The sequence below is a fragment of the Rathayibacter sp. VKM Ac-2759 genome (assembly GCF_009834225.1).
Classification (GTDB): domain Bacteria; phylum Actinomycetota; class Actinomycetes; order Actinomycetales; family Microbacteriaceae; genus Rathayibacter.
On record NZ_CP047176.1, the window covers coordinates 3,414,042 to 3,432,947 of the forward strand.

Sequence of the window (18,906 nt, forward strand, 5' to 3'; positions counted from 1 at the left end):
CCTCCCGAAATACCCACCCGCTGTACTGATCACACCCCCGACAGCACCGGTCGCGCTCCTGCGCGTCGCCCCAGCACAAGGAGAGCGAGCATGGTCCGCTTCGTCTCACGACGGCTCGTCCAGGGCCTCGTCACGGTCTTCGGAGTCGTGACCGTCGCGTTCTTCCTCGTCCGGCTCTCCGGCGACCCGGCCGCGCTCCTCCTGGGGCCGGAGGCGTCGCAGGAGGACATCGCGCGCCTCTCGGCCAGCCTCGGCTTCGACCAGCCGCTGCTCTTCCAGTACACCGGCTTCCTCGCGGGGGCGATCACCGGCGACTTCGGCGACTCGCTGCGGCAGGGCACTCCCTCGCTCGAGCTCGTCCTGCAGCGGATGCCCGCGACGCTCCAGCTCGCCCTGACGAGCTTCGTGCTCGGACTCGTGCTGGCCTTCGTGGTGGTGCTGATCCTGCAGCTCTCGGACTCGTCGCGGCTGCGCAACGCGGTGCTCTGGTTCGCCAGCGCCCGCCAGGCGATCCCGTCCTTCTGGTTCGGGATCCTGCTGGTGATGGTCTTCGCCGTGAGCCTCGGCGTGCTGCCGGCGCTCGGCAACAACTCGCCGCTGTCGATCATCCTGCCGGCGGTGACGATCGCGACCCTCGAGCTCGCGCTCTACATCCGCCTGCTCGACACGGGCTTCGCCGATCAGTACCGGATGGACTACGTCCGCACCGCCTACGCGAAGGGCCAGCGGCGCAGCGTCGTGATCCTGCGGCACATGCTCCCCAACGCCCTGCTGCCCGTGATCACCGTCGCCGGGCTCAACCTCGGCGCCCTGCTCGGCGGAACGGTCGTCGTCGAGCTGGTCTTCAACTGGCCGGGAGTCGGGCAGCTGCTCATGCAGTCGATCTCGAACCGCGACTACACCGTCGTGCAGTCGGCGATCCTCGTCATCGCGATCTTCTTCGTCCTCGTCAACGTCGTCGTCGACCTCCTCTACGCCGCCCTCGACCCGAGAGTGAGACTCCAGTGAGCCCCCTCGAGACGGACGCCGCCCAGGGCAGCGTCCCCGCCACGATCGATGCGCGCGAGCCGATCCCGGTGCCGACTCCCGCCTCGGCCCGGACGTCGACGCAGGCCCTCGCGATCCAGCGGGTGCGGTGGCTGTTCCGCCGCCCGCAGCCCGGATCGACGCGGGCCCCGCTGAGCGCCTCGTTCTACGTCGCCACCGGCCTGGTCGCGATCGTCGTCCTGACGATCGTGCTCGTGCCTCTGCTGCCGTTCTTCGACCCCGACACGCAGGATCTGCGCGGCCGCTTCCTCCTGCCGTTCGCCGATCCCGCGCACCTGCTCGGCACCGACGCCCTCGGCCGCGACATGCTCTCGCGCCTCGCCGTCGCCGGCCGGGTGTCGCTCTCGATCGCGGTGCCCGCCGTGGCGCTGAACCTCCTGATCGGCGTGACGCTGGGCCTCGTCGCCGGCTACTTCGGCGGGCGGCTCGACACCGTCATCTCGGCGCTGTCCGACATCCAGCTCGCGATCCCGATCATGCTGCTGCTGATCGCGATCGTCTCGGCGATCGGCCCGAGCATCCTCACCCTGATCGTGGTCATCGGAGTCGCCAACTGGGTCGGCTACGCCCGTGTCGCCCGCGCGACCGCGTGGTCCCTCCGCGAGCGCGAGTTCATCTGGGCACCGAAGACGCACGGAGCGACCCACGGCTGGATCCTGCGCAAGCACCTCGTGCCCAACGTGGTCCCCGCGCTCGCCGTGCTCGTGCCGTTCGACCTCGGCGTGATCGTGCTGCTCGAGGCGGCGCTGTCGTTCCTCGGCCTCGGCATCCAGGCGCCCACCCCGAGCTGGGGCGGGATGATCGAGGAGGGCCAGACCTACCTCCGCGACAGCCCCGTGATCACGATCCTCCCCGGCCTGATGCTCTTCATGCTCGTGGCCGGGCTCCAGTTCATGAGCCAGCGCCTCACCGGCGTCCAGTCGCAGAAGGCGGAGTAGCCCATGTCCCACGAAGGTGCAGTCCCCGTCCTCCGCGTCCGCGATCTGGTGATCGAGGCGGGCCCGAAGGACGCCCCCGTCCGCCTCGTCGACGGCATCGGCTTCGACGTGATGCCCGGAGAGGTCGTCGCGATCGTCGGCGAGTCCGGCTCGGGCAAGTCGATGACCATGCTCTCGACGATGGGCCTGCTGCCCCGCGGCGTGCGCGTCACGAGCGGCGAGATCCTCCTCGGCGGAGTCGACCTGCGCGGGGTCGACGAGGCGGCGCTCCGCTCGATCCGCGGCGCTGAGCTGTCGATGATCTTCCAGGACCCGATGACCTCGCTGAACCCGGTGATGCGGATCGGCACCCAGATCGCCGAGATGATCACGCTGCACCGGAAGGGCCTCTCGAAGGCCGAGGTGCGTGCCGAGTCGCTCCGGCTGCTCGAGCTCGTGCACCTGCCCGATCCCGAGCGGAGGCTGCGCTCCTACCCGCACGAGCTCTCGGGCGGTCAGCGCCAGCGCGTGATGATCGCCATGGCGATCGCGCACGAGCCGGCGATGCTGATCGCCGACGAGCCGACCACGGCGCTCGACGTCACGGTGCAGGCGCAGGTCATGCGCGTGCTGCAGGAGGTGCGCGAGCGCCTCCGCTCGTCGCTGGTGCTGGTCACCCACGATCTGGGCCTCGTCGCCGAGAACGCGGACCGCGTGCTGGTGATGCACCAGGGGCGGATCGTCGAGAGCGGCACGGCGCTCGACGTGTTCCGCGATCCCCGGGACGACTACACGAAACGGCTGCTGGCCAGCATCCTGCCGGTGACGGGCACGGAGGCGCGCGCCGTCGCGCCCGTCGTCGTCTCCGTCGAGCACCCGCACGCCGAGCCGGTCGTCGAGGTGTCGGAGGTGCGCGTGCACTTCCCGCAGCGGGGCGGCTGGGGCCGGGCGGCCGAGCCGTTCCGCGCCGTCGACGGCGTCTCGTTCCGCCTCGAGGCGGGCCGTACCCTCGGCCTCGTCGGCGAGTCGGGCTGCGGCAAGTCGACGCTGGTCCGCACGATCCTCGGCATGCAGAAGCCGACGTCCGGCTCGGTCAGCTACCGCGGCACGAAGGTCTCCGAGCTGGGCGATCGCGCCCGCCGGCCGCTGCGCTCCTCGATCCAGGCGGTGTTCCAGGATCCGTACTCCTCGCTCGATCCGCGCCTGACCGTGCACGAGATCGTGGCCGAGCCGCTGCGGATCAACGGGCGGTACTCCGCGGCCCGCGTGGCGGAGGTGCTCGAGCAGGTCGGTCTCGCCCGCGAGTCGGCCAAGCGCCGCCCCGCCGACTTCTCGGGCGGCCAGCGCCAGCGCATCGGCATCGCCCGGGCGCTCGCGCTCAAGCCCGACGTGCTCGTGCTCGACGAGCCGACCTCGGCCCTCGACGTGTCGATCCAGGCCCAGGTGATGGCGCTGCTCACCGAACTGCAGTCCGAGCTCGGGCTCGCCTACCTCTTCGTCTCGCACGACCTCTCGGTCGTCCGCGCCCTCGCCGACGACGTCGCGGTCATGCACCGCGGTGTCTTCGTCGAGACCGGGCCGACCGCCGCGGTGTTCGACGATCCGCAGCACGAGTACACCCGCTCGCTGCTCGCCTCCGCCCCCGTCCCCGACCCCACCCGCCGTCGGCGCGCCCTCCCGGCCGCCGCCTGACGCACCGCAGCACCCGCCTGTCGCGGTCTCCTCCCGCATCAGTAAGCCTCCGCTCTTCCCTCCCGCAGCACTTCCCTCCCGCAGCACCGACGCACCGCAGCTCCGCCTTCACGACCCTCCCGCGCACCCCGCGCCGGCCGGCGACTCCCTCGCGCGCCCCGGCCGCCTCGACGAAAGGCACTCCCCCATGCTCCGACGCACCCGGCACTCCGCCGCCGTGGCCTCCGCCGCCGCGCTCGCCCTCCTCCTCACCGCCTGCAGCGGCGAGGCCTCCTCGAGCGAGGGCGGCGCGACGAAGGACTCGATCGTCGTCGCCCAGCCGAGCGACCTGGCCAACGCCGACCCCGTGATCGACAACGGGCTCTACAGCACCAACATCTTCCACGCGGTGTACGACCAGCTGACGACGGTCGACGGCGAGGGCGCGCTGCAGCCCCGCCTCGCCACGGAGTGGACGGCCAGCGAGGACGCGAAGACCTGGACCTTCACCCTCCGCGACGACGCGATCTTCACCGACGGCACCCCCGTCACCGCCGAGGACGTGCGCTTCAGCTTCCAGGCGGTCATCGACTCGCCCGACTCGCTGAACAAGATCTACACGAACAACATCGCGAGCATGGAGGTGACCAGCGACACCGAGATCACCTTCCAGCTCACCGCCGGCGACTCGGTCTTCACCCGCCGCGCCTACTACATCTCGATCGTGCCGGAGGCGTACTACACCGAGGTCGGCTCCGAGGGCTTCGCGAAGGCGCCCATCGGCTCCGGGCCCTACACCTTCGAGAGCTGGACGCCCGGAGTCTCGACCGAGCTCGCCGCGAACCCCGACTACTGGGGCGGCGAGCCCGCGATCGCCAACGTGACCGTCGAGCCCATCGCCGACCCGGACGCGCGGCTGAACGGGCTGCTGTCGGGCGACATCGACCTGACCGCGATCACCCCCGCGCAGGTCGCCTCCGTCGACGGCTCCGGCTACACCGTCGCCGAGGGCCAGTCGAACCAGCTGATCTACGTCGGCTTCAACGAGACCTCCGGCGGGCCGCTCGCCGACGCCGACCTCCGGAACGCCATCAGCCTGGCGATCGACCGCGAGACGATCATCGAGACGATCCACGACGGCTACGCGACCGTCGCGAACGCCTCCTCCGTCGCCCCGAACGTGAACGGCTTCGACGCCGAGCTGCCCGACCTCGCCTACGACCCCGACGCGGCGGCCGAGCTGGTCGAGTCCTCCGGCTACGACGGCAGCGCCATCACCTTCCAGTACCCCACGGGCGGCAACGTGCCGAACTCGGCCGAGGTCGCGCAGGCCATCGCCTCGCAGCTGGCGGAGGTCGGCATCACCGTCGAGCTCGAGGGCGTGGAGTACTCGTCGTACGTGCTGCTGACCTCGTCGAAGTCGCACCCGGGCATGTACATCACCCAGTTCTCGCCGTCGATGATGGACGCCTCGACGACGCTCAACTACCTCTACGGACCGACCGGCTACGCGATCTTCTCCGACCCCGACGTCGACGCGCTGATCGTCGAGGCCAACGCCACGGTCGACACCGACGCCCGCAACGACGTGATCGCCGACATCTGGGAGCTGAACGCCGAGCGCACCCACCTCGCGAACATCGACTACACCGTCGCGACCTACGGAGTCGCCCCCGGTCTCGACTGGACGCCGCGCGCCGACGGCCACGTCGACTGGCGCGAGGCGAGCTGGCAGTAGCCCGACGGCCCTCCCCGATCACGAAGGAGCACGCATGTACCTCGCCGACGACACCGGCAGCCCGCACGACTTCACCTGGATGGTCAAGAACGCGGTGGTGCCGCGCCCCATCGCGTGGGTCGGCACCGAGAGCGCGGACGGAGTGGGGAACCTCGCCCCGTTCTCGTACTTCACGCTGGTCACCATGGACCCGCCGACGCTGATGATCTCGTTCACCGGCGAGAAGGACTCGCACGACAACATCCGCGCCACGGGCGAGTTCGTGGTGAACCTCGTCACCGACGGGCAGGCCGAGGTCGAGACGGCGACGGCGGCCATCACTCCGCCGTCGCTCGACGAGGCCGCCCTGCTCGGCCTCGAAGTCGTCGACTCGACCAGGGTCCGGCCGAAGCGGCTGGCGATCGCGAAGGTCGCGCTCGAGTGCGTGCTGCTGCGCGAGACCGAGGTGTACGACGCCCATGTGGTCTTCGCCCAGGTGCTCGCGGTGCACGCCGACGACGGCATCCTCGACCCGAGCGGCCGCATCGACATCGCGAAGTACCGCCCGGTGGCCCGCCTCGGCGGCTCGCTCTACACGACCGTCACGAGCGACTACAAGCACCCGGTGCCGGTCGCGACGGAGGAGTGGCTCGCCGCGCAGCCCGGCGGCGGAGTCGTCGCGCCGGTCGACCCCGACGAGCTCGCGGCGGCCGCCGCCTGGTCCCGCGAGCAGGCGGCCGCCGCGGTCTGAGGACCGGCGCGGGGCGCGCTGCTGGTCCGCGGCCGGGGGGCTCGGTGGGCGCTCGCGCGCTGCTGGTCGTGCGGAGAGCCGCCCGCGTCGGCAGGCGGACTGCGCCGTCGACGGTGGGGAGCTCGAGCCGCCTCGCTCCGCGGGGCTGCTCGACTGCCTGGCCTGCGTGTCCGGCGGCCTCCAGCCTGCCGACTGCCAGCCGCTGGCCGCTGGCCGCTGGCCGCCGCCCGCTGGTCGAGTAGCCCCGCAGGGGCGTATCGAGACCCACCCGCGTCAGCAGGCCAGCCCACCGACCCCCTCGCTGAGGGTCGCGGATCTCGATACGCCCGCTGCGCGGCCTACTCGATCAGCGAGCGCGAGAGCAGGAGGCCGCCTCTCCGCGGCCCACCCGCCTTCCCGCCCGCCCGCTTGCATGCCTCGCCCGCCTGCCTGCCCTGCCTGCTCTGCCTGCTCCGCCTGCTCTGCCTGCTCTGCCTGCTCTGCCTGCTCCGCCTGCCCTGCCTGCCCTGCCCGCCCTGCCTGCCCTGCCTGCCCTGCCTGCCCTGCCTGCCCTGCCTGCCCTGCCTGCCCTGCCCGCTGGTCGAGTAGCCCCGCAGGGGCGTATCGAGACCCGCCCACGTCAGGAGGCGAGTGCTTCAGAGCGCTCCCCCGGCGAGAACGGTTCCTCCACAGGCCACTTCTGGGCGGGAGTTGTCCCGTTCGGCCGTTGTCCGGGCCCGGGTGTCGGTGGTCCCTGATTCAATATCCGTATGGCAGTTGCAGCTGAGACCCGACCCGCGGAGGCGATCCTCGACCGCGTCCGCGAGGGCGCCGACGAGGTCGGCCGCCTCGCCCGCAACGCCTCCCTCGACCACCTCGCGTCCGCCGAGAAGCTGTACGAGGTGTATCGGCAAGGCCTCACGATCCCGCTCGCGTTCGCCCGCGGCGGCCTGTCGAGTCGCGAGTCGAACGACCTCGTCGAACGCTCCCTCCGCGCCGAGCTCGCCACCGGCGCCGGAGTGTCCGAGCGGGAGCTCTCCCGCGACCTCGAACGCGCACACCTGCTGGTCGAGGACCTGCCGCTCACCCGAGCCCTGCTCGCGGCGGCCAGGATCCGCTGGCGGGCCGGCGAGGTGATCTGCTCCGCCGCCGCGACCCTGCCCAAGGAGTCCCTCGCCGAATTCGACGAGCGCGCCGCCGACCTCGCCCTGTCGAAAACCCCGACTCAGCTGCGACGCGCCGTCGACCGTCTCCGCGATCAACTCCACACCGAGCCCCTCGCCGAACGGCACGCGCATGCGAAGGAGGACCGCGGCGTCTGGCTCACGCCCGAGATCGACGGGATGGCCACACTCTCCGCCCTCCTCCCCGCTGCCGCCGCCGTCGGCGTCTACAACCGGCTCGACCGCATCGCGCGCACCCTCCGTGAGCGGACCGACATCGACCGCTCCGACAGCTCCGACCGCTCCGACCGCTCCGACCGCGACATCACCCGCAGCGACTGCGGCGCCGGCGACGAACGGACGCTCGCCCAGCTGCGCGCCGACGCCTTCACCGATCTCCTCTGCGACGGAGACATCGCCGGCACCACCCCGATCGACGGCGGCACCCACGCCCCGCCGACGTTCGTCCCCGGAGTGCGCGCCGAGGTGCGGCTGACGCTCGCCGTGAGCACCGCTTCCGGAGCAGACGACGCTCCCGCGGACCTCGACGGCTACGGAGCGATCCCCGCCACCATCGCCCGCCAACTCGCCGGAGTCGCCGCCACCTTCACCCGAGTCCTCACCGACCCCGACACCGGCGCCGTCGTCTCCGTCGGCCGCACCCACCGCGTCCCACCCCCGCAGATGCGCCTCGCCCTCCAGCTGCGCGACCAGACCTGCCGCTTCCCCGGCTGCACCCGCCAGGCCTCCACCAGCGAAGCCGATCACACGATCGAATGGCGCCACGGAGGCGAGACCTCCCTCGAGAACCTCGCGTCCCTCTGCACCGCCCACCACCACGTCCGCCACGGCGACCACTGGACCTACCGCCTCCACCCCGACGGCACCACGGAGTGGACCACTCCCACCGGACGCCACGTCACCACCCGACCACCCGCCCTGCTTCCGCCCGTTCCCCTCCGACCCGCGTTCCGCGACCCGGGATCACGCGAGCCCGGATCACGCGAACCCGGATTCCCCGGATCCCCGCCCCCCGGATCCCCGCCCGTCGGAGCCCCGCCCTTCGGATCCCCGTCTCTTCGACCCTCACTCTTCGGGCCCCCACCGGAGCCACCCCGTTCCTCCGCGACACCGTTCCCGTTCTGACGCGCCCAACAGCGCCTCCTCGCCGACCATCACTCCTCGGCGCGCCCCGACCACCCCGCCCGCCGAGGCACCATCGACCCGACGCGCTCAACGGCGCTGCTCCGCTCCCGCCTCAGCGCCTCATCGGAGCAGGACCCCCCACTCCACCGAGACACCACCGCCGTTCCCTCCCGCCCAGTGGCCCTTCCCCTCCTCGGCGAGACGCGGCCATCCCTGCCACCGCGAAACCACGGCCTCCCCGACCCGCCCGGCGGCCTCCGCATCTCCCCTGCCACCGCGCCTCGGCGAGACCCGGCCATCCCTGCCACCGCGAAACCACGGCCTCCCCGACCCGCCCGGCGGCCTCCCCACCTCCCCGCCATCGCGCCTCAGCGCAGGAGCACCCACTCCTCCGATACCACCGCTGTTCTCACCGACCCAACGACCCTTCCCCTCCTCGGCGAGACCCGGCCATCCCGCACCACCGAGACACCACGGCCATAACGACCCGCCCGGCGGCGTCCCCGCCTCCCCCGCGCCTGGCGCAGCAGGAGCACCCCACGCCTCCGAAACACCGCCCTCGTCCGCGCGCTTTTCAGCGACCCTTCCCCTCCTCGGCACGCCCCGTCACCCCGGACCGCTCCTCCTCGACGAGCTCAGCCCGCCCCGCTCCAGCGAGACACCACCCCGTCCTCACGCCGCCAGCAGCTCCCCCTCCCCTGCCGTCGCTCCTCGGCGCACCCCGACCACCCCACCCCACCGAGACACCACCCCCGCCGCCGCGACTCCGCCCGCTCGCACCGGATCCGCGCCCGGCGGATAGCGCGGCGAGCGCCACAGCGACCTGCGCAGACGGCACGTGCCTCCCGGCGAATTGCCCAGCGCAGCATCACAGAACACCCGGTCAGCGCCCGATCGCACCGCCCGCGCACTGCGCAATCAGATCGGCACCGCCCCGCGCTCCCGGCGAAATGTGCGCCCTGTGGAATGGCCTCCAGAGCAGCGGCACCGGCACCGCCGCACGCACGCGCCACTTCCGAAGGAGCCCGATCCCATGGTCACCCCGTTCCATCTCGCCTGGTTCACCCCGTTCAAGACGCCCGCTTGGAAGAGCCCGTGGGCCGCCGACACCCCGACGACCTGGCTGAACGGCGACTACTACATCGACATGGCGCGCCAGCTCGAGCGAGCGGGCTTCGACTTCATGATGTTCGAGGACTCCACTCTCGTCTCCGACACCTACGGCGGCACCACCGAGAACGACCTGAAGCACGGTCTGCACTCGCCCAAGGGCGACCCGGTGCCGCTGCTGCCGGTGCTCGCGCAGCACACGTCCAAGATGGGCTTCATCGCGACGATGTCGACCAGCTTCTACCCGCCGTTCATCCTCGCCCGCACCATGGCGACCATGGACCACCTCACCCGCGGGCGGGTCGGCTGGAACATCGTCACCTCCTCCGAGGATCTCGCCGGCCAGAACTACGGGCTCGACCACCTGCTGCCGCACGACGAGCGCTACGCGATGGCCGAGGAGTACGTCACCGTCGTGAAGGCGCTCTGGGACTCGTGGGAGCCGGGCGCGATCGTCGCCGACCGCGAGACGGGCGTGCTCGCCGATCACACGAAGGTGCATCCCATCCACCACGAGGGGAAGTACTTCAAGGTCCGCGGCCCGCTCAACATGCCCGCCGGGCCGCAGGGGCACCCCGTGCTCTGCCAGGCGGGCGGTTCTCCCGCCGGCCGCGACTTCGCCGCGAAGCACTCGAACGTGCTGCTCTCGCAGCCGAGCGGAGTGGACGGGATGAAGGAGTACCGCGACGACATCCGCGCCCGTGCCGCCGCTCACGGCCGGAACCCCGACGACGTGAAGGTGATGTACATCATCCAGCCGGTGCTCGGCGAGACGCAGGCCGACGCCGAGGAGCTCGCGCGCCGCCGCTACGAGCTCAGCCAGGACCAGATCGAGACGGTCCTCGGCATCATGTCGATCACGACCGAGGTCGACTTCAAGCAGTTCGACCTCGATCAGCCGCTGCCCGACGACGTCACGACGAACGGGCACCAGTCGGGGCTCGCGTCGTTCAAGAAGCGGGCCGCGGGTAAGACGATCCGCGAGGCGCTGATGGGCCAGTCGTCCGAGTCGGTGAAGCTCGTCGGCACGCCGGACTCGGTGGCCGAGCAGATGGAGGAGGTCGTGGACGCCGTCGGAGGCGACGGCTTCCTCGTCCGCGGCGAGCCGGTGCGCACGCACTCGCGCCGCTACATCGACGAGATCGCGAGCGGTCTGGCCCCGGCTCTGCGCCGCCGCGGCCTGATCCGCTCCTCCTACGACGAGCCCACCTTCAAGGCGAACCTGGCGGCGTTCTGATGTCCGGGGTCGCTCCGTTCCACCTCGGCTGGTTCCTCAACGGCACGTCGGTGCCCGCGTGGGGCCAGGAGTTCTCGGGCGCCATCGGCACGCAGTGGCAGCAGGCCGAGATCTTCGTCGACCTCGCGCGGGCGATGGAGCGGGCGCGCTTCGACTACGTGCTGATCGAGGACAACACCTTCGTGGGCGACCGCTACGGCGACTCGATGGAGCTCTACCTCAAGCACGCGTTCCAGACGCCGCGACAGGATCCGATGGTCACCGCGACCCTCCTCGCGCAGGCGACGGAGCGGCTCGGGATCATCGCGACGGCGGGCACCTTCGCCTACCACCCGTACATGCTGGCGCGTCTCACCGCGTCGATCGACCAGATCTCGCGGGGCCGGATGGGCGTGAACGTCGTCACCGGCACCTCCGACCGCGCGCTGCAGAACTACGGCTTCGACGGCATGGACGAGCACGACTCGCGCTACGACGTGGCCGAGGACTTCCTGAAGGCGGCCCTCGCCCTCTGGGACACCTGGGAGCCCGACTCCGTGGTCGCCGACCCGGACACGGGCTACTGGGCCGACCACACGAAGGTGCGGCGGGCCGACTACCGCGGCAGCCACTACTCCACCCGCGGGCCGCTCAACACGGGCCCGCTGCCGCAGGGCCGCCCGGTGATCTCGCAGGCCGGAGGCTCGCCCCGCGGTATCGCGTTCGCCGCGCAGTACGCCGACACCATCGTCGCCATCCACGCGACGGCCGAGGGGATGAAGGCCTACCGCGACAAGGTCCGCCAGGCGGCGCTCTCGTTCGGCCGCGACCCCGACGACATCAAGGTGCTCTTCGGAGTCGGTCCGATCGTCGGCTCGACCGAGGCGGAGGCCGAGGAGCGCGTGCGCCTGCGCCGCGACGACATCGCCGAGAACATCGAGGTGCATCTGGCCGCGATGGCGAAGTCGACCGACATCGACTTCGCACAGGTCCCGCTCGACGTGCCGCTCGGCTCGCTCGAGCTCCAGACGAACGGCACGCAGCAGCTCAGCGACTTCGTCGCGCGCAACGCGACCAGGACGCTGCGGGAGGCGGTGGTCTCGCGCGGAGTCGGCAACGGCCCGGTCATCGCCGGCACACCCGAGTCGGTGGCCGATCAGCTCGAGGAGATGATGCGGGTCGCCGGCGGCGACGGATTCCTGATCTCGACGAGCGGCGTCACCCGCCGCTTCATCGCCGAGATCTGCGACGGCCTGGTGCCCGAGCTGCAGCGCCGCGGACTCACGCGCCGCGAGTACTCGTTCGACCAGCTGCGCGACAACCTGCTCGAGTTCTAGGAGAACGCACCATGCGCGGATACGTCGACACCGACTGGGGTCAGCTGCACTACCGGAGGAGCGGCTCGGGCGACCCGGCGCTCGTGCTGCTGCACGAGTCGCCCCGCACCTCGGCCGTCTACGAGCCGGTGCTGGAGGCGCTCGGCGCGCACACGACGACGATCGCCTTCGACACCCCCGGCTTCGGGCAGAGCGACTCGGCGCCCGCCGATCAGCCGCTCGCCGAGTACGCGCGCATCCTGGTCCAGGCGCTCGACGCGCTCGGGGTCGACCGGTTCGTGCCGGTCGGGATGAAGACCGGCAGCTCGCTCGCGACCGCCCTGGCCGTCTCGCTCCTGGGCACCGGCCGCGTGGAGCGCGCCGTGCTCTACGCCCTCGAGGAGCCCGACGAGGAGTCGACCGAGTACTGGGCCGCGAACTGGGCGCCGGAGCTGCCGGTCACGGCCGACGGCGCGGTGCTGCAGTACCTGTGGCAGAAGAACATCGGCCTCTACGGCACCGACGATCCGCGCGCGCTGCTCGGCTGCGTCGCCGACACGCTCGGCAATCTCGAGCGCTACAACTCGATCTACCCCGCGGTGTTCCGGGGCCGGACGAAGACCTGGGCCGACAACCTCGCGCTGGTCGAGGCGGGAGTGGAGCTGACCGTGCTGCGCCCGCCGTGGGCGCGGATGACGCTCGACATCCCGATCGAGTTCACCGACATACCCGGCACCCGCGTCGTCGAGATGCCGGTGAGCGGCCAGTTCCCGGCGAGGGCTCCTCGCGAGTTCACCGCGGCGGTCCTCGCCGGCGCCGGCCTGGGGTCGTGACCTCGGGCGTCGCCACCGCGGCGACGACGGCCCTGCCGCGCGACGTGCGCGCGCCGCTCTCGGGCCTGATGATCGCCCAGTTCGTCGCCGGGCTCTCGGCGACGATCGTGGCGACCAGCATCCCCACCGTGATGCGCTCGCTCGAGGGCGCCGCGGGCCTGTCGACCTGGCTGGTGGCCGCGACGATCCTCGGCAACACGGCGACGACTCCGCTGTGGGGCCGCCTCGCCGACCTGGTCGCGCCGAAACGGATCCTGCAGAGCGCGATCGCCGTGTTCGTCGCCGGCTCGGTGCTCGCCGCGCTCGCCCCCTCCACCGCCGTGCTGCTGACCGCCCGCGCCGTGCAGGGCATCGGTCTGGGAGGCACCGCCGCCGTGTCGATGGCCGCGGTGGCGCTGCTCGTGCCGCTGCGCGAGCGCGGCCGGGTCAACGGATCGCTGCAGGCGCTGCAGACCTCGGCGACGATCCTCGGCCCCATCGTCGGCGGCCTCGTCGTGCAGTCGCTCGGCTGGCGCTGGTGCTTCGTGGTGGCGCTGCCGCTCGCGCTCGCGTCGTTCGCCGTGCTGACCGCGACGCTGCACGTGCGCCTCCCGGTCACCGCGCGCGGCGGACGGACCGACTACGCCGGAGCGCTGCTGATCGCGACCGGCGTCCCCTCGGCGCTGATCGCCCTGACCCTGCTCGGCGAGGGCTCGTTCGGCACGGCCCTCCTCGCCTTCGCCGCGTTCGGCGCGCTCGCCCTGATCGCCCTCGTGATCGTCGAGCTGAGGGTGGCCGCTCCGATCATCCCGCTCCGGCTGCTCGGCGGCCGGGTGACGCTGGTCTGCACCGTCGCCGCCCTGCTCCTCGGCTCGACGCTGTTCGGAGGCTCGGTGTTCGTCACGCAGTACCTGCAGATCGGGCTCGGCATCGACCCCGCGCCGGCGGGCCTCCTGCTCGCGCCGCTGGCGGTCGGCGCGGTCGCCGCCTCCTGGTTCGCGGGCCGCCGCATCACGCGCACCGGCCGCCTGAAGGGCGTGCTGCTGCTCGCGGCGTCGGCGATGCTCCTCGGCAATGCGCTGCTCGCCCTGGCGCCGCTGGCCCCTCTGCCGTTGGCACTCGGCGGCGCGCTCCTGCTGGCCGCCGGCCTCGGCATGACCCTGCAGAACCTGGTGCTCGCCGCGCAGACGGTCGCGCCCCTCGGCCGCACGGGCTCGGTCAGCGCGGCCGTCGTGTTCTTCTTCACCCTCGGAGGCACCGCCGGCCTGGTCGGCTACGGCGCGGCGCTCTCGGCCCGTCTCTCGGTGCTGACGCGGGCGGGTGCCTCGGAGGCGGAGGCGTACGCCCTCGGGCTGCCGCTGGTGTTCGCGCTGTCCGCGGCCGCCGCGGGGGTGGCGCTGGGGGCGCTGCTGCTGCTGCCGCGGGTGCGGCTGCGCGACCTGCGCTGACCGCTCACTCCGCCACGAGGTCGAACACCGCGCGCTCGGTCTCGACGCCGTTGATCTGCAGCGCGATCGCGTGCGGGCCGGCGTAGTAGCGCCGCGTGGTGATCGCCCGGAACGAGTGCGCGCGCCGCACCTCCAGCACGTCGCCCGGCCGGACGGTGGCGGTCGTCAGCTTGAAGGTCTTCGAGGTCTGGCCGCCATTCGACTTGCGGTGGTGCACGACGTAGTCGACGGCCAGGCGCAGAGCTTCGCTTCCGATGTTGCGGATGCTCGCGCGGAACTCGACGGCCCCGCCCATCGCGACGACGGCGCGGTCGAGGTGCGGTCCGTCGATCTCGAGGGAGTCGGCCGCGGAGGGGAAGCCCAGCAGCGCGAGCGCCGCGGGATCGCCGCGCTTGACGAGGGTGCGCAGGGCGTGGCGCACGAGGCGGGCCGTGTTCTCGTCGGGGTCGGCGAGCCAGCGCGCAGCGGTCTCGGTGACGAGAGCGGGGGCGTCGCGGCTGAGGTCGTTGAGGTGGTTGGCGACCGAGCGGCGGACGTACTCGGACTCGTCGCGGTAGAGGCCGTCGAGGATCGGCACGGTCGCACCGGGGCGCCCCGTCAGCGCGGGGACGCGCACCGACCACGGCAGGTACGGGCGCGTGCCCTCGGAGGCGAGACGGCGCACGTGCTCGTCGCCCGACGCCGTCCAGGTCGCGATCGTCGCGAGCGCACGATCGAGGTCGTGGCGGAGGAGGATCCGGATCGCGAACTCGGAGGTCAGGAGACCGGTCAGCTCGGCGAGGAGGGCGAGGGCGTCGTCGAAGGCGGTGTCGTCGGGATCCTCCACCGCCCTGGTCGCCACCGCGGCGGTGACGGGCCAGATCAGCCAGCCGCGGAACGTCGCCGAGCGTGCCGCGCGGACCACCCGCGCCAGCTCCGCGTAGCTCCCGGGGACGTCGGCGAGCAGCGCATCCCGAAGCAGGTCCGCCCGCTCGCGCAGCGCGAGCCCGGCGAGGCGCGCGCCGGCCGCATCGAGTTCCGCAGTGCTGGTGTGCACGAGCGCGATCGCCGCGGCGAGATCATCGGCGGTACGGGAGTCGATCAGCTGATCGGCGAAGGGCACGGCGACTCCTCGGTGTCAGCGGCTCGCCGGTCGCGTGCCGCCCGACAAGTCTGCTGGTTCCCCGTCGCCTCGAGTCCTCCGCCTCGACTACGGTCGCCACCATGGGGAGATCACGCAATCGTATCGGATCGACAGCACGGGCAGGGGCCGCCATCGCCGCGGCCCTCGTCCTCACGGCGCTCACGGGGTGCGCCGCCACGGCCGGAGCGGAGCCGGCGCCGACCGTGACCGTCACGGTGACCGCCGAACCGGACGCGGCCGCTCTCGACGGCGGCGACCGGAGCGCGGCCTACGCGTGCGGCCGGTACAGCTCGCTCCTCAGCCTCGGGTGGACCATGCAGTGGTACTTCCAGCAGGGTCAGGTGACGGAGGACGCGTACCGGCAGTTCCTCGAGCGCCAGGCGTTCCAGCTCACGACCGTGCAGACCGACGACCCGGCGCTGACGACGGCGAGGACGAGCGTCACGAACCACCTCAGGGACGCGCCCGTGACCGCCGAGGGCTGGCCCTACGATCCGGAGGACGCCGAGTGGGGCGGCATCCTGAGCGATCTGGGCACCTCGTGCTCGGCGGCCGGCTCGGAGCTCGCCAGCTGGGCCGAGCCCGGCATGGGCGGCTGAGGGCCCTCAGGCCACCGAGCGCAGGTGGCGGAAGGCCGAGCCGTGGAAGACGAGCGGCTCGATCGTCGCGTCGTTGTGCAGGGCGGTGACCTCGAGCAGCACCACGTGGTGGTCGCCGGCCGGGATCTCCTGGAAGATCGAGCACTCGAGCCACAGCGGCGAGCCGTGCACGAAGACCGCGCCCGCCTCGCTCCGCTCGATCTCGAGACCCTCGAAGCGCCCCGCCTTGTTGCGGGAGGCGAGCTGCCGCGCCGCGCCGTCGTGCCCGGCCCCCATCACCGAGACCCCGATCCGGCCGGCCGAGCGCAGCACGGGCCAGGTGGTCGACGAGTTCTGGATGGCGAACATCACCAGGGGCGGATCCATCGAGACGCCGACCGAGAAGGAGGAGGCGACCATCCCCTCGAGCCGCCCGTCGACCTCGGCGGCGAAGGCGGCGACTCCGGACGGGAAGTGCGAGAAGGCCTGGCGGAGCAGCTGCGGATCGGGCGAGTAGGTCTCGAGACTCATGGCGCAGGAGTCCTTTCGGTCGGAGGGCACGGCGGGGTCGGGCACGATCCTGACAGCCGATTGTTGAATCCGGATTGCGCCGGTGGAGGCGTTCTCGGCGGTCGGGCGGAGGGGCGCTCGCGCCGCCCGGGAGGGGCTCGGATCCGCGTCAGCGCGGGGAATCCGAGACGATTGCGCCTCCTGCAGGGCCTTCCACCAGTGACCCCGCCCGCCTATTCCGCCGCCTCCTGACGCCGGTCGGTCTCGATACGCCCCTGCGGGGCTACTCGACCAGCAAGGGGGGGCTCGACCAGCAAGAGGTGGCTCGACCAGCAAGGGGGGGGCTCGACCAGCAAGGGGGGTCTCGACCAGCAAGGGGGGGGGGGCTCGACCAGCAAGGGGGGGCTCGACCAGCAAGGGGGGCGGCCAGCGAGGGGCGCCGGCGCCGCACGCTCAGCGCAGTGGCGGACACCGCCCCGATCGGCGCCACGACGGCGATCCGGGGTGCGCAATCCAAGCTTCACGCCGCCGCAATCAGCGCGCGTCACCGCGGCTCCTACGCTCCTGACTCATCGACCGGGCACCCGTCCCGGCAGAGGAGAAGGAGGTGAGGACCGTGGTCCGGTTCCTCGGCTGGCGCGCCGTCAGGGCGATCCTGACGCTGCTCGCCGTGCTCACCTTCGCGTTCGTGCTCGCCCGGATGACCGGCGACCCGGTGCGCCTGATGCTGCCCGACCAGGCGACCGCCCAGGACGTCGCCGAGGTGCGCCAGGCGCTCGGCCTCGACCGGCCGCTGATCGTGCAGTACGGCGCGTTCCTCGCCGACATCCTCCGCGGCGACCTCGGCGACTCCATCCGCCAGGGCCAGCCGGCGCTCGCGCTGGTGCTCGACCGGCTCCCCGCGACGCTCGAGCTCGCGATCACCTCGTTCGTGATCGGCTTCGTCCTGGCCACGACCCTGGCGGTCCTCGCCGAGGTGACCGGCGATCGCCGCCTCCGCACCGTGATGCTCTGGGCCGCCACCCTGCGGCAGGCGGTCCCGCCGTACCTGTTCGGGATCCTGATGATCCTGGTCTTCTCGGTCGGGCTCGGCCTCCTCCCCGCGCTCGGCCGCACCTCCTACGCGAGCTACGTGATCCCGGTGATCACGATCGCGACGTTCGAGGTGGCGCTCTACCTCCGGCTCTTCAACGCCTCGTTCGACGAGACCCGGTCGCTCGACTTCGTGCGCACCGCCCGCGCCAAGGGCGTCTCGAACGGGCGGATCGTCATCCGCCACCTGCTGCCGAACGCGCTGCTGCCGATCATCACGGTGGCGGGCATCAACCTCGGCGTGCTCGTCGGCGGCCTGGTGGTGCTCGAGACGGTCTTCAACTGGCCCGGCCTCGGGCGGCTGATCGTGCAGGGCGTCACCCAGCGCGACTACCCGATCGTGCAGGCCGGGGTCGTCGTCATCGCCCTGCTCTTCATCGTGATCAACCTGGTCGTCGATCTGCTCTACGCGGTCCTCGATCCGAGAGTGAGGCTGTCGTGACCACCGAGACGATCAGGACGCGCACCCGCTGGCAGCTCGCGGCCGCACGCCTGCCCGGCCCGTCGGTGGCCGTCGCGGTCGTGATGCTCGCGATCGTCGCGCTGGTCGTGGTCGTCGTGCCCTTCCTCCCGGGCTTCGACCCGTACTCGCAGGATCTGGCGGGGAGTCGCGCGGCCGCGTTCACCGACCCGGCGCACCTGCTCGGCACCGACGCGCTCGGGCGCGACACGCTGAGCCGGCTCGCGGTCGCCACCCGGGTGTCGCTCCTCGTGGCGTTCGGCGCCGTCGCGATCAGCGCGCTCGTCGGGCTGACGATCGGGCTGATCGCCGGCTGGCGGCGCGGCCGCCTCGACAGCGTGCTGATGGCGGTGGGCGACGTGCAGCTGGCGATCCCGGTCGTGCTCCTGCTGATCGTGCTCGTGGCGGCGCTCGGCTCGAGCCCGCTGCTGCTGGTGACGCTGCTCGGCCTGACCAACTGGGTCGGCTACGGCCGGGTCACCCGCTCGCTCGCGGTGTCGCTTCGCGAGCGCGACTTCGTCAGCGCCGTCACGGCCGCGGGGGGCGGGGGCTGGTGGATCGTCCGCAAGCACCTGCTGCCCAACGTGCTCCCCCAGGTGCTGATCCTCGCCGCGTTCGAGATCGGAGTGGTCATCACCATCGAGTCGTCGCTGAGCTTCCTCGGCCTCGGCATCCAGCCGCCCACTCCGAGCCTCGGTCTGATGATCAACGAGGGCCAGAAGTACCTCCAGACCGATCCCGCGCTCACCCTCCTGCCCGCGCTGATGATCCTGTTCGTCATCGGAGGCGTCCAGTTCGTCTCGCAGGGCGCCCGCCCGCGCCCGTGACCCCCTCCCCCACCCGAAAGGCC

At 72.0% G+C, this 18,906-nt stretch carries 15 protein-coding genes; 13 read left to right on the forward strand and 2 right to left on the reverse strand.

Annotated features, from left to right (window positions below; genetic code table 11):
• Window positions 1–90 precede the first annotated feature (90 nt).
• From GSU68_RS16005 to GSU68_RS16055, 10 genes are all read left to right on the forward strand, one after another.
• Window positions 91–1,008 (forward strand): ABC transporter permease, encoded by a 918-nt coding sequence (locus GSU68_RS16005; RefSeq protein ID WP_159909649.1) that lies wholly within the window; start codon window positions 91–93, stop codon window positions 1,006–1,008.
• Window positions 1,005–1,985 (forward strand): ABC transporter permease, encoded by a 981-nt coding sequence (locus tag GSU68_RS19655; RefSeq protein ID WP_167305288.1) that lies wholly within the window; start codon window positions 1,005–1,007, stop codon window positions 1,983–1,985. The genes GSU68_RS16005 and GSU68_RS19655 overlap by 4 nt, the downstream gene beginning before the upstream one ends.
• A 3-nt stretch (window positions 1,986–1,988) precedes the next feature.
• Complete coding sequence (locus GSU68_RS16020; protein WP_159909652.1) at window positions 1,989–3,656, forward strand: ABC transporter ATP-binding protein; 1,668 nt, start codon at window positions 1,989–1,991, stop codon at window positions 3,654–3,656.
• A gap of 187 nt (window positions 3,657–3,843) precedes the next feature.
• Complete coding sequence (locus GSU68_RS16025; protein WP_159909653.1) at window positions 3,844–5,373, forward strand: ABC transporter substrate-binding protein; 1,530 nt, start codon at window positions 3,844–3,846, stop codon at window positions 5,371–5,373.
• Window positions 5,374–5,407: 34 nt separating this feature from the next.
• Complete coding sequence (locus GSU68_RS16030) at window positions 5,408–6,103, forward strand: flavin reductase family protein (RefSeq protein ID WP_159909654.1); 696 nt, start codon at window positions 5,408–5,410, stop codon at window positions 6,101–6,103.
• Between the two features lie 749 nt (window positions 6,104–6,852).
• Entirely contained in the window at window positions 6,853–8,391 is a 1,539-nt protein-coding gene (locus GSU68_RS16035) for an HNH endonuclease signature motif containing protein (RefSeq protein WP_159909655.1), read from the forward strand.
• A 1,033-nt stretch (window positions 8,392–9,424) separates the two neighbouring features.
• Complete coding sequence (locus tag GSU68_RS16040; protein ID WP_159909656.1) at window positions 9,425–10,738, forward strand: NtaA/DmoA family FMN-dependent monooxygenase; 1,314 nt, start codon at window positions 9,425–9,427, stop codon at window positions 10,736–10,738.
• Window positions 10,738–12,054, forward strand: coding sequence for an NtaA/DmoA family FMN-dependent monooxygenase (locus GSU68_RS16045; RefSeq protein ID WP_159909657.1), 1,317 nt, complete (start codon window positions 10,738–10,740; stop codon window positions 12,052–12,054). Before GSU68_RS16040 ends, GSU68_RS16045 begins: the two co-directional genes overlap by 1 nt.
• 11 nt (window positions 12,055–12,065) lie before the next feature.
• Window positions 12,066–12,866: an alpha/beta hydrolase gene (locus GSU68_RS16050; RefSeq protein WP_159909658.1), complete on the forward strand. Its 801-nt coding sequence runs from the start codon at window positions 12,066–12,068 to the stop codon at window positions 12,864–12,866.
• Window positions 12,863–14,293 carry an MFS transporter gene (locus GSU68_RS16055; protein ID WP_159909659.1) on the forward strand — a complete coding sequence of 477 codons (1,431 nt, stop codon included), beginning with the start codon at window positions 12,863–12,865 and terminating at the stop codon, window positions 14,291–14,293. The genes GSU68_RS16050 and GSU68_RS16055 overlap by 4 nt, the downstream gene beginning before the upstream one ends.
• A gap of 4 nt (window positions 14,294–14,297) precedes the next feature.
• Here the strand turns inward: GSU68_RS16055 and GSU68_RS16060 are convergent, their stop codons facing one another.
• Window positions 14,298–15,395, reverse strand: a complete 1,098-nt coding sequence (locus GSU68_RS16060; RefSeq protein WP_159909660.1) for a DNA alkylation repair protein — start codon at window positions 15,393–15,395, stop codon at window positions 14,298–14,300.
• Between the two features lie 101 nt (window positions 15,396–15,496).
• Between GSU68_RS16060 and GSU68_RS16065 the strand changes: the two genes are divergently transcribed.
• Complete coding sequence (locus GSU68_RS16065; protein WP_159909661.1) at window positions 15,497–16,015, forward strand: hypothetical protein; 519 nt, start codon at window positions 15,497–15,499, stop codon at window positions 16,013–16,015.
• A gap of 6 nt (window positions 16,016–16,021) precedes the next feature.
• On the opposite strand, the gene GSU68_RS16070 is transcribed toward GSU68_RS16065, so the two are convergent.
• Complete coding sequence (locus GSU68_RS16070) at window positions 16,022–16,525, reverse strand: flavin reductase family protein (protein ID WP_159909662.1); 504 nt, start codon at window positions 16,523–16,525, stop codon at window positions 16,022–16,024.
• Between the two features lie 586 nt (window positions 16,526–17,111).
• Here GSU68_RS16070 and GSU68_RS16075 point away from each other — a divergent pair.
• Both GSU68_RS16075 and GSU68_RS16080 read left to right on the forward strand, forming a co-directional pair.
• Window positions 17,112–18,038 (forward strand): ABC transporter permease, encoded by a 927-nt coding sequence (locus GSU68_RS16075; RefSeq protein ID WP_159909663.1) that lies wholly within the window; start codon window positions 17,112–17,114, stop codon window positions 18,036–18,038.
• Window positions 18,035–18,883: an ABC transporter permease gene (locus GSU68_RS16080; protein ID WP_159909664.1), complete on the forward strand. Its 849-nt coding sequence runs from the start codon at window positions 18,035–18,037 to the stop codon at window positions 18,881–18,883. Before GSU68_RS16075 ends, GSU68_RS16080 begins: the two co-directional genes overlap by 4 nt.
• Window positions 18,884–18,906 lie beyond the last annotated feature (23 nt).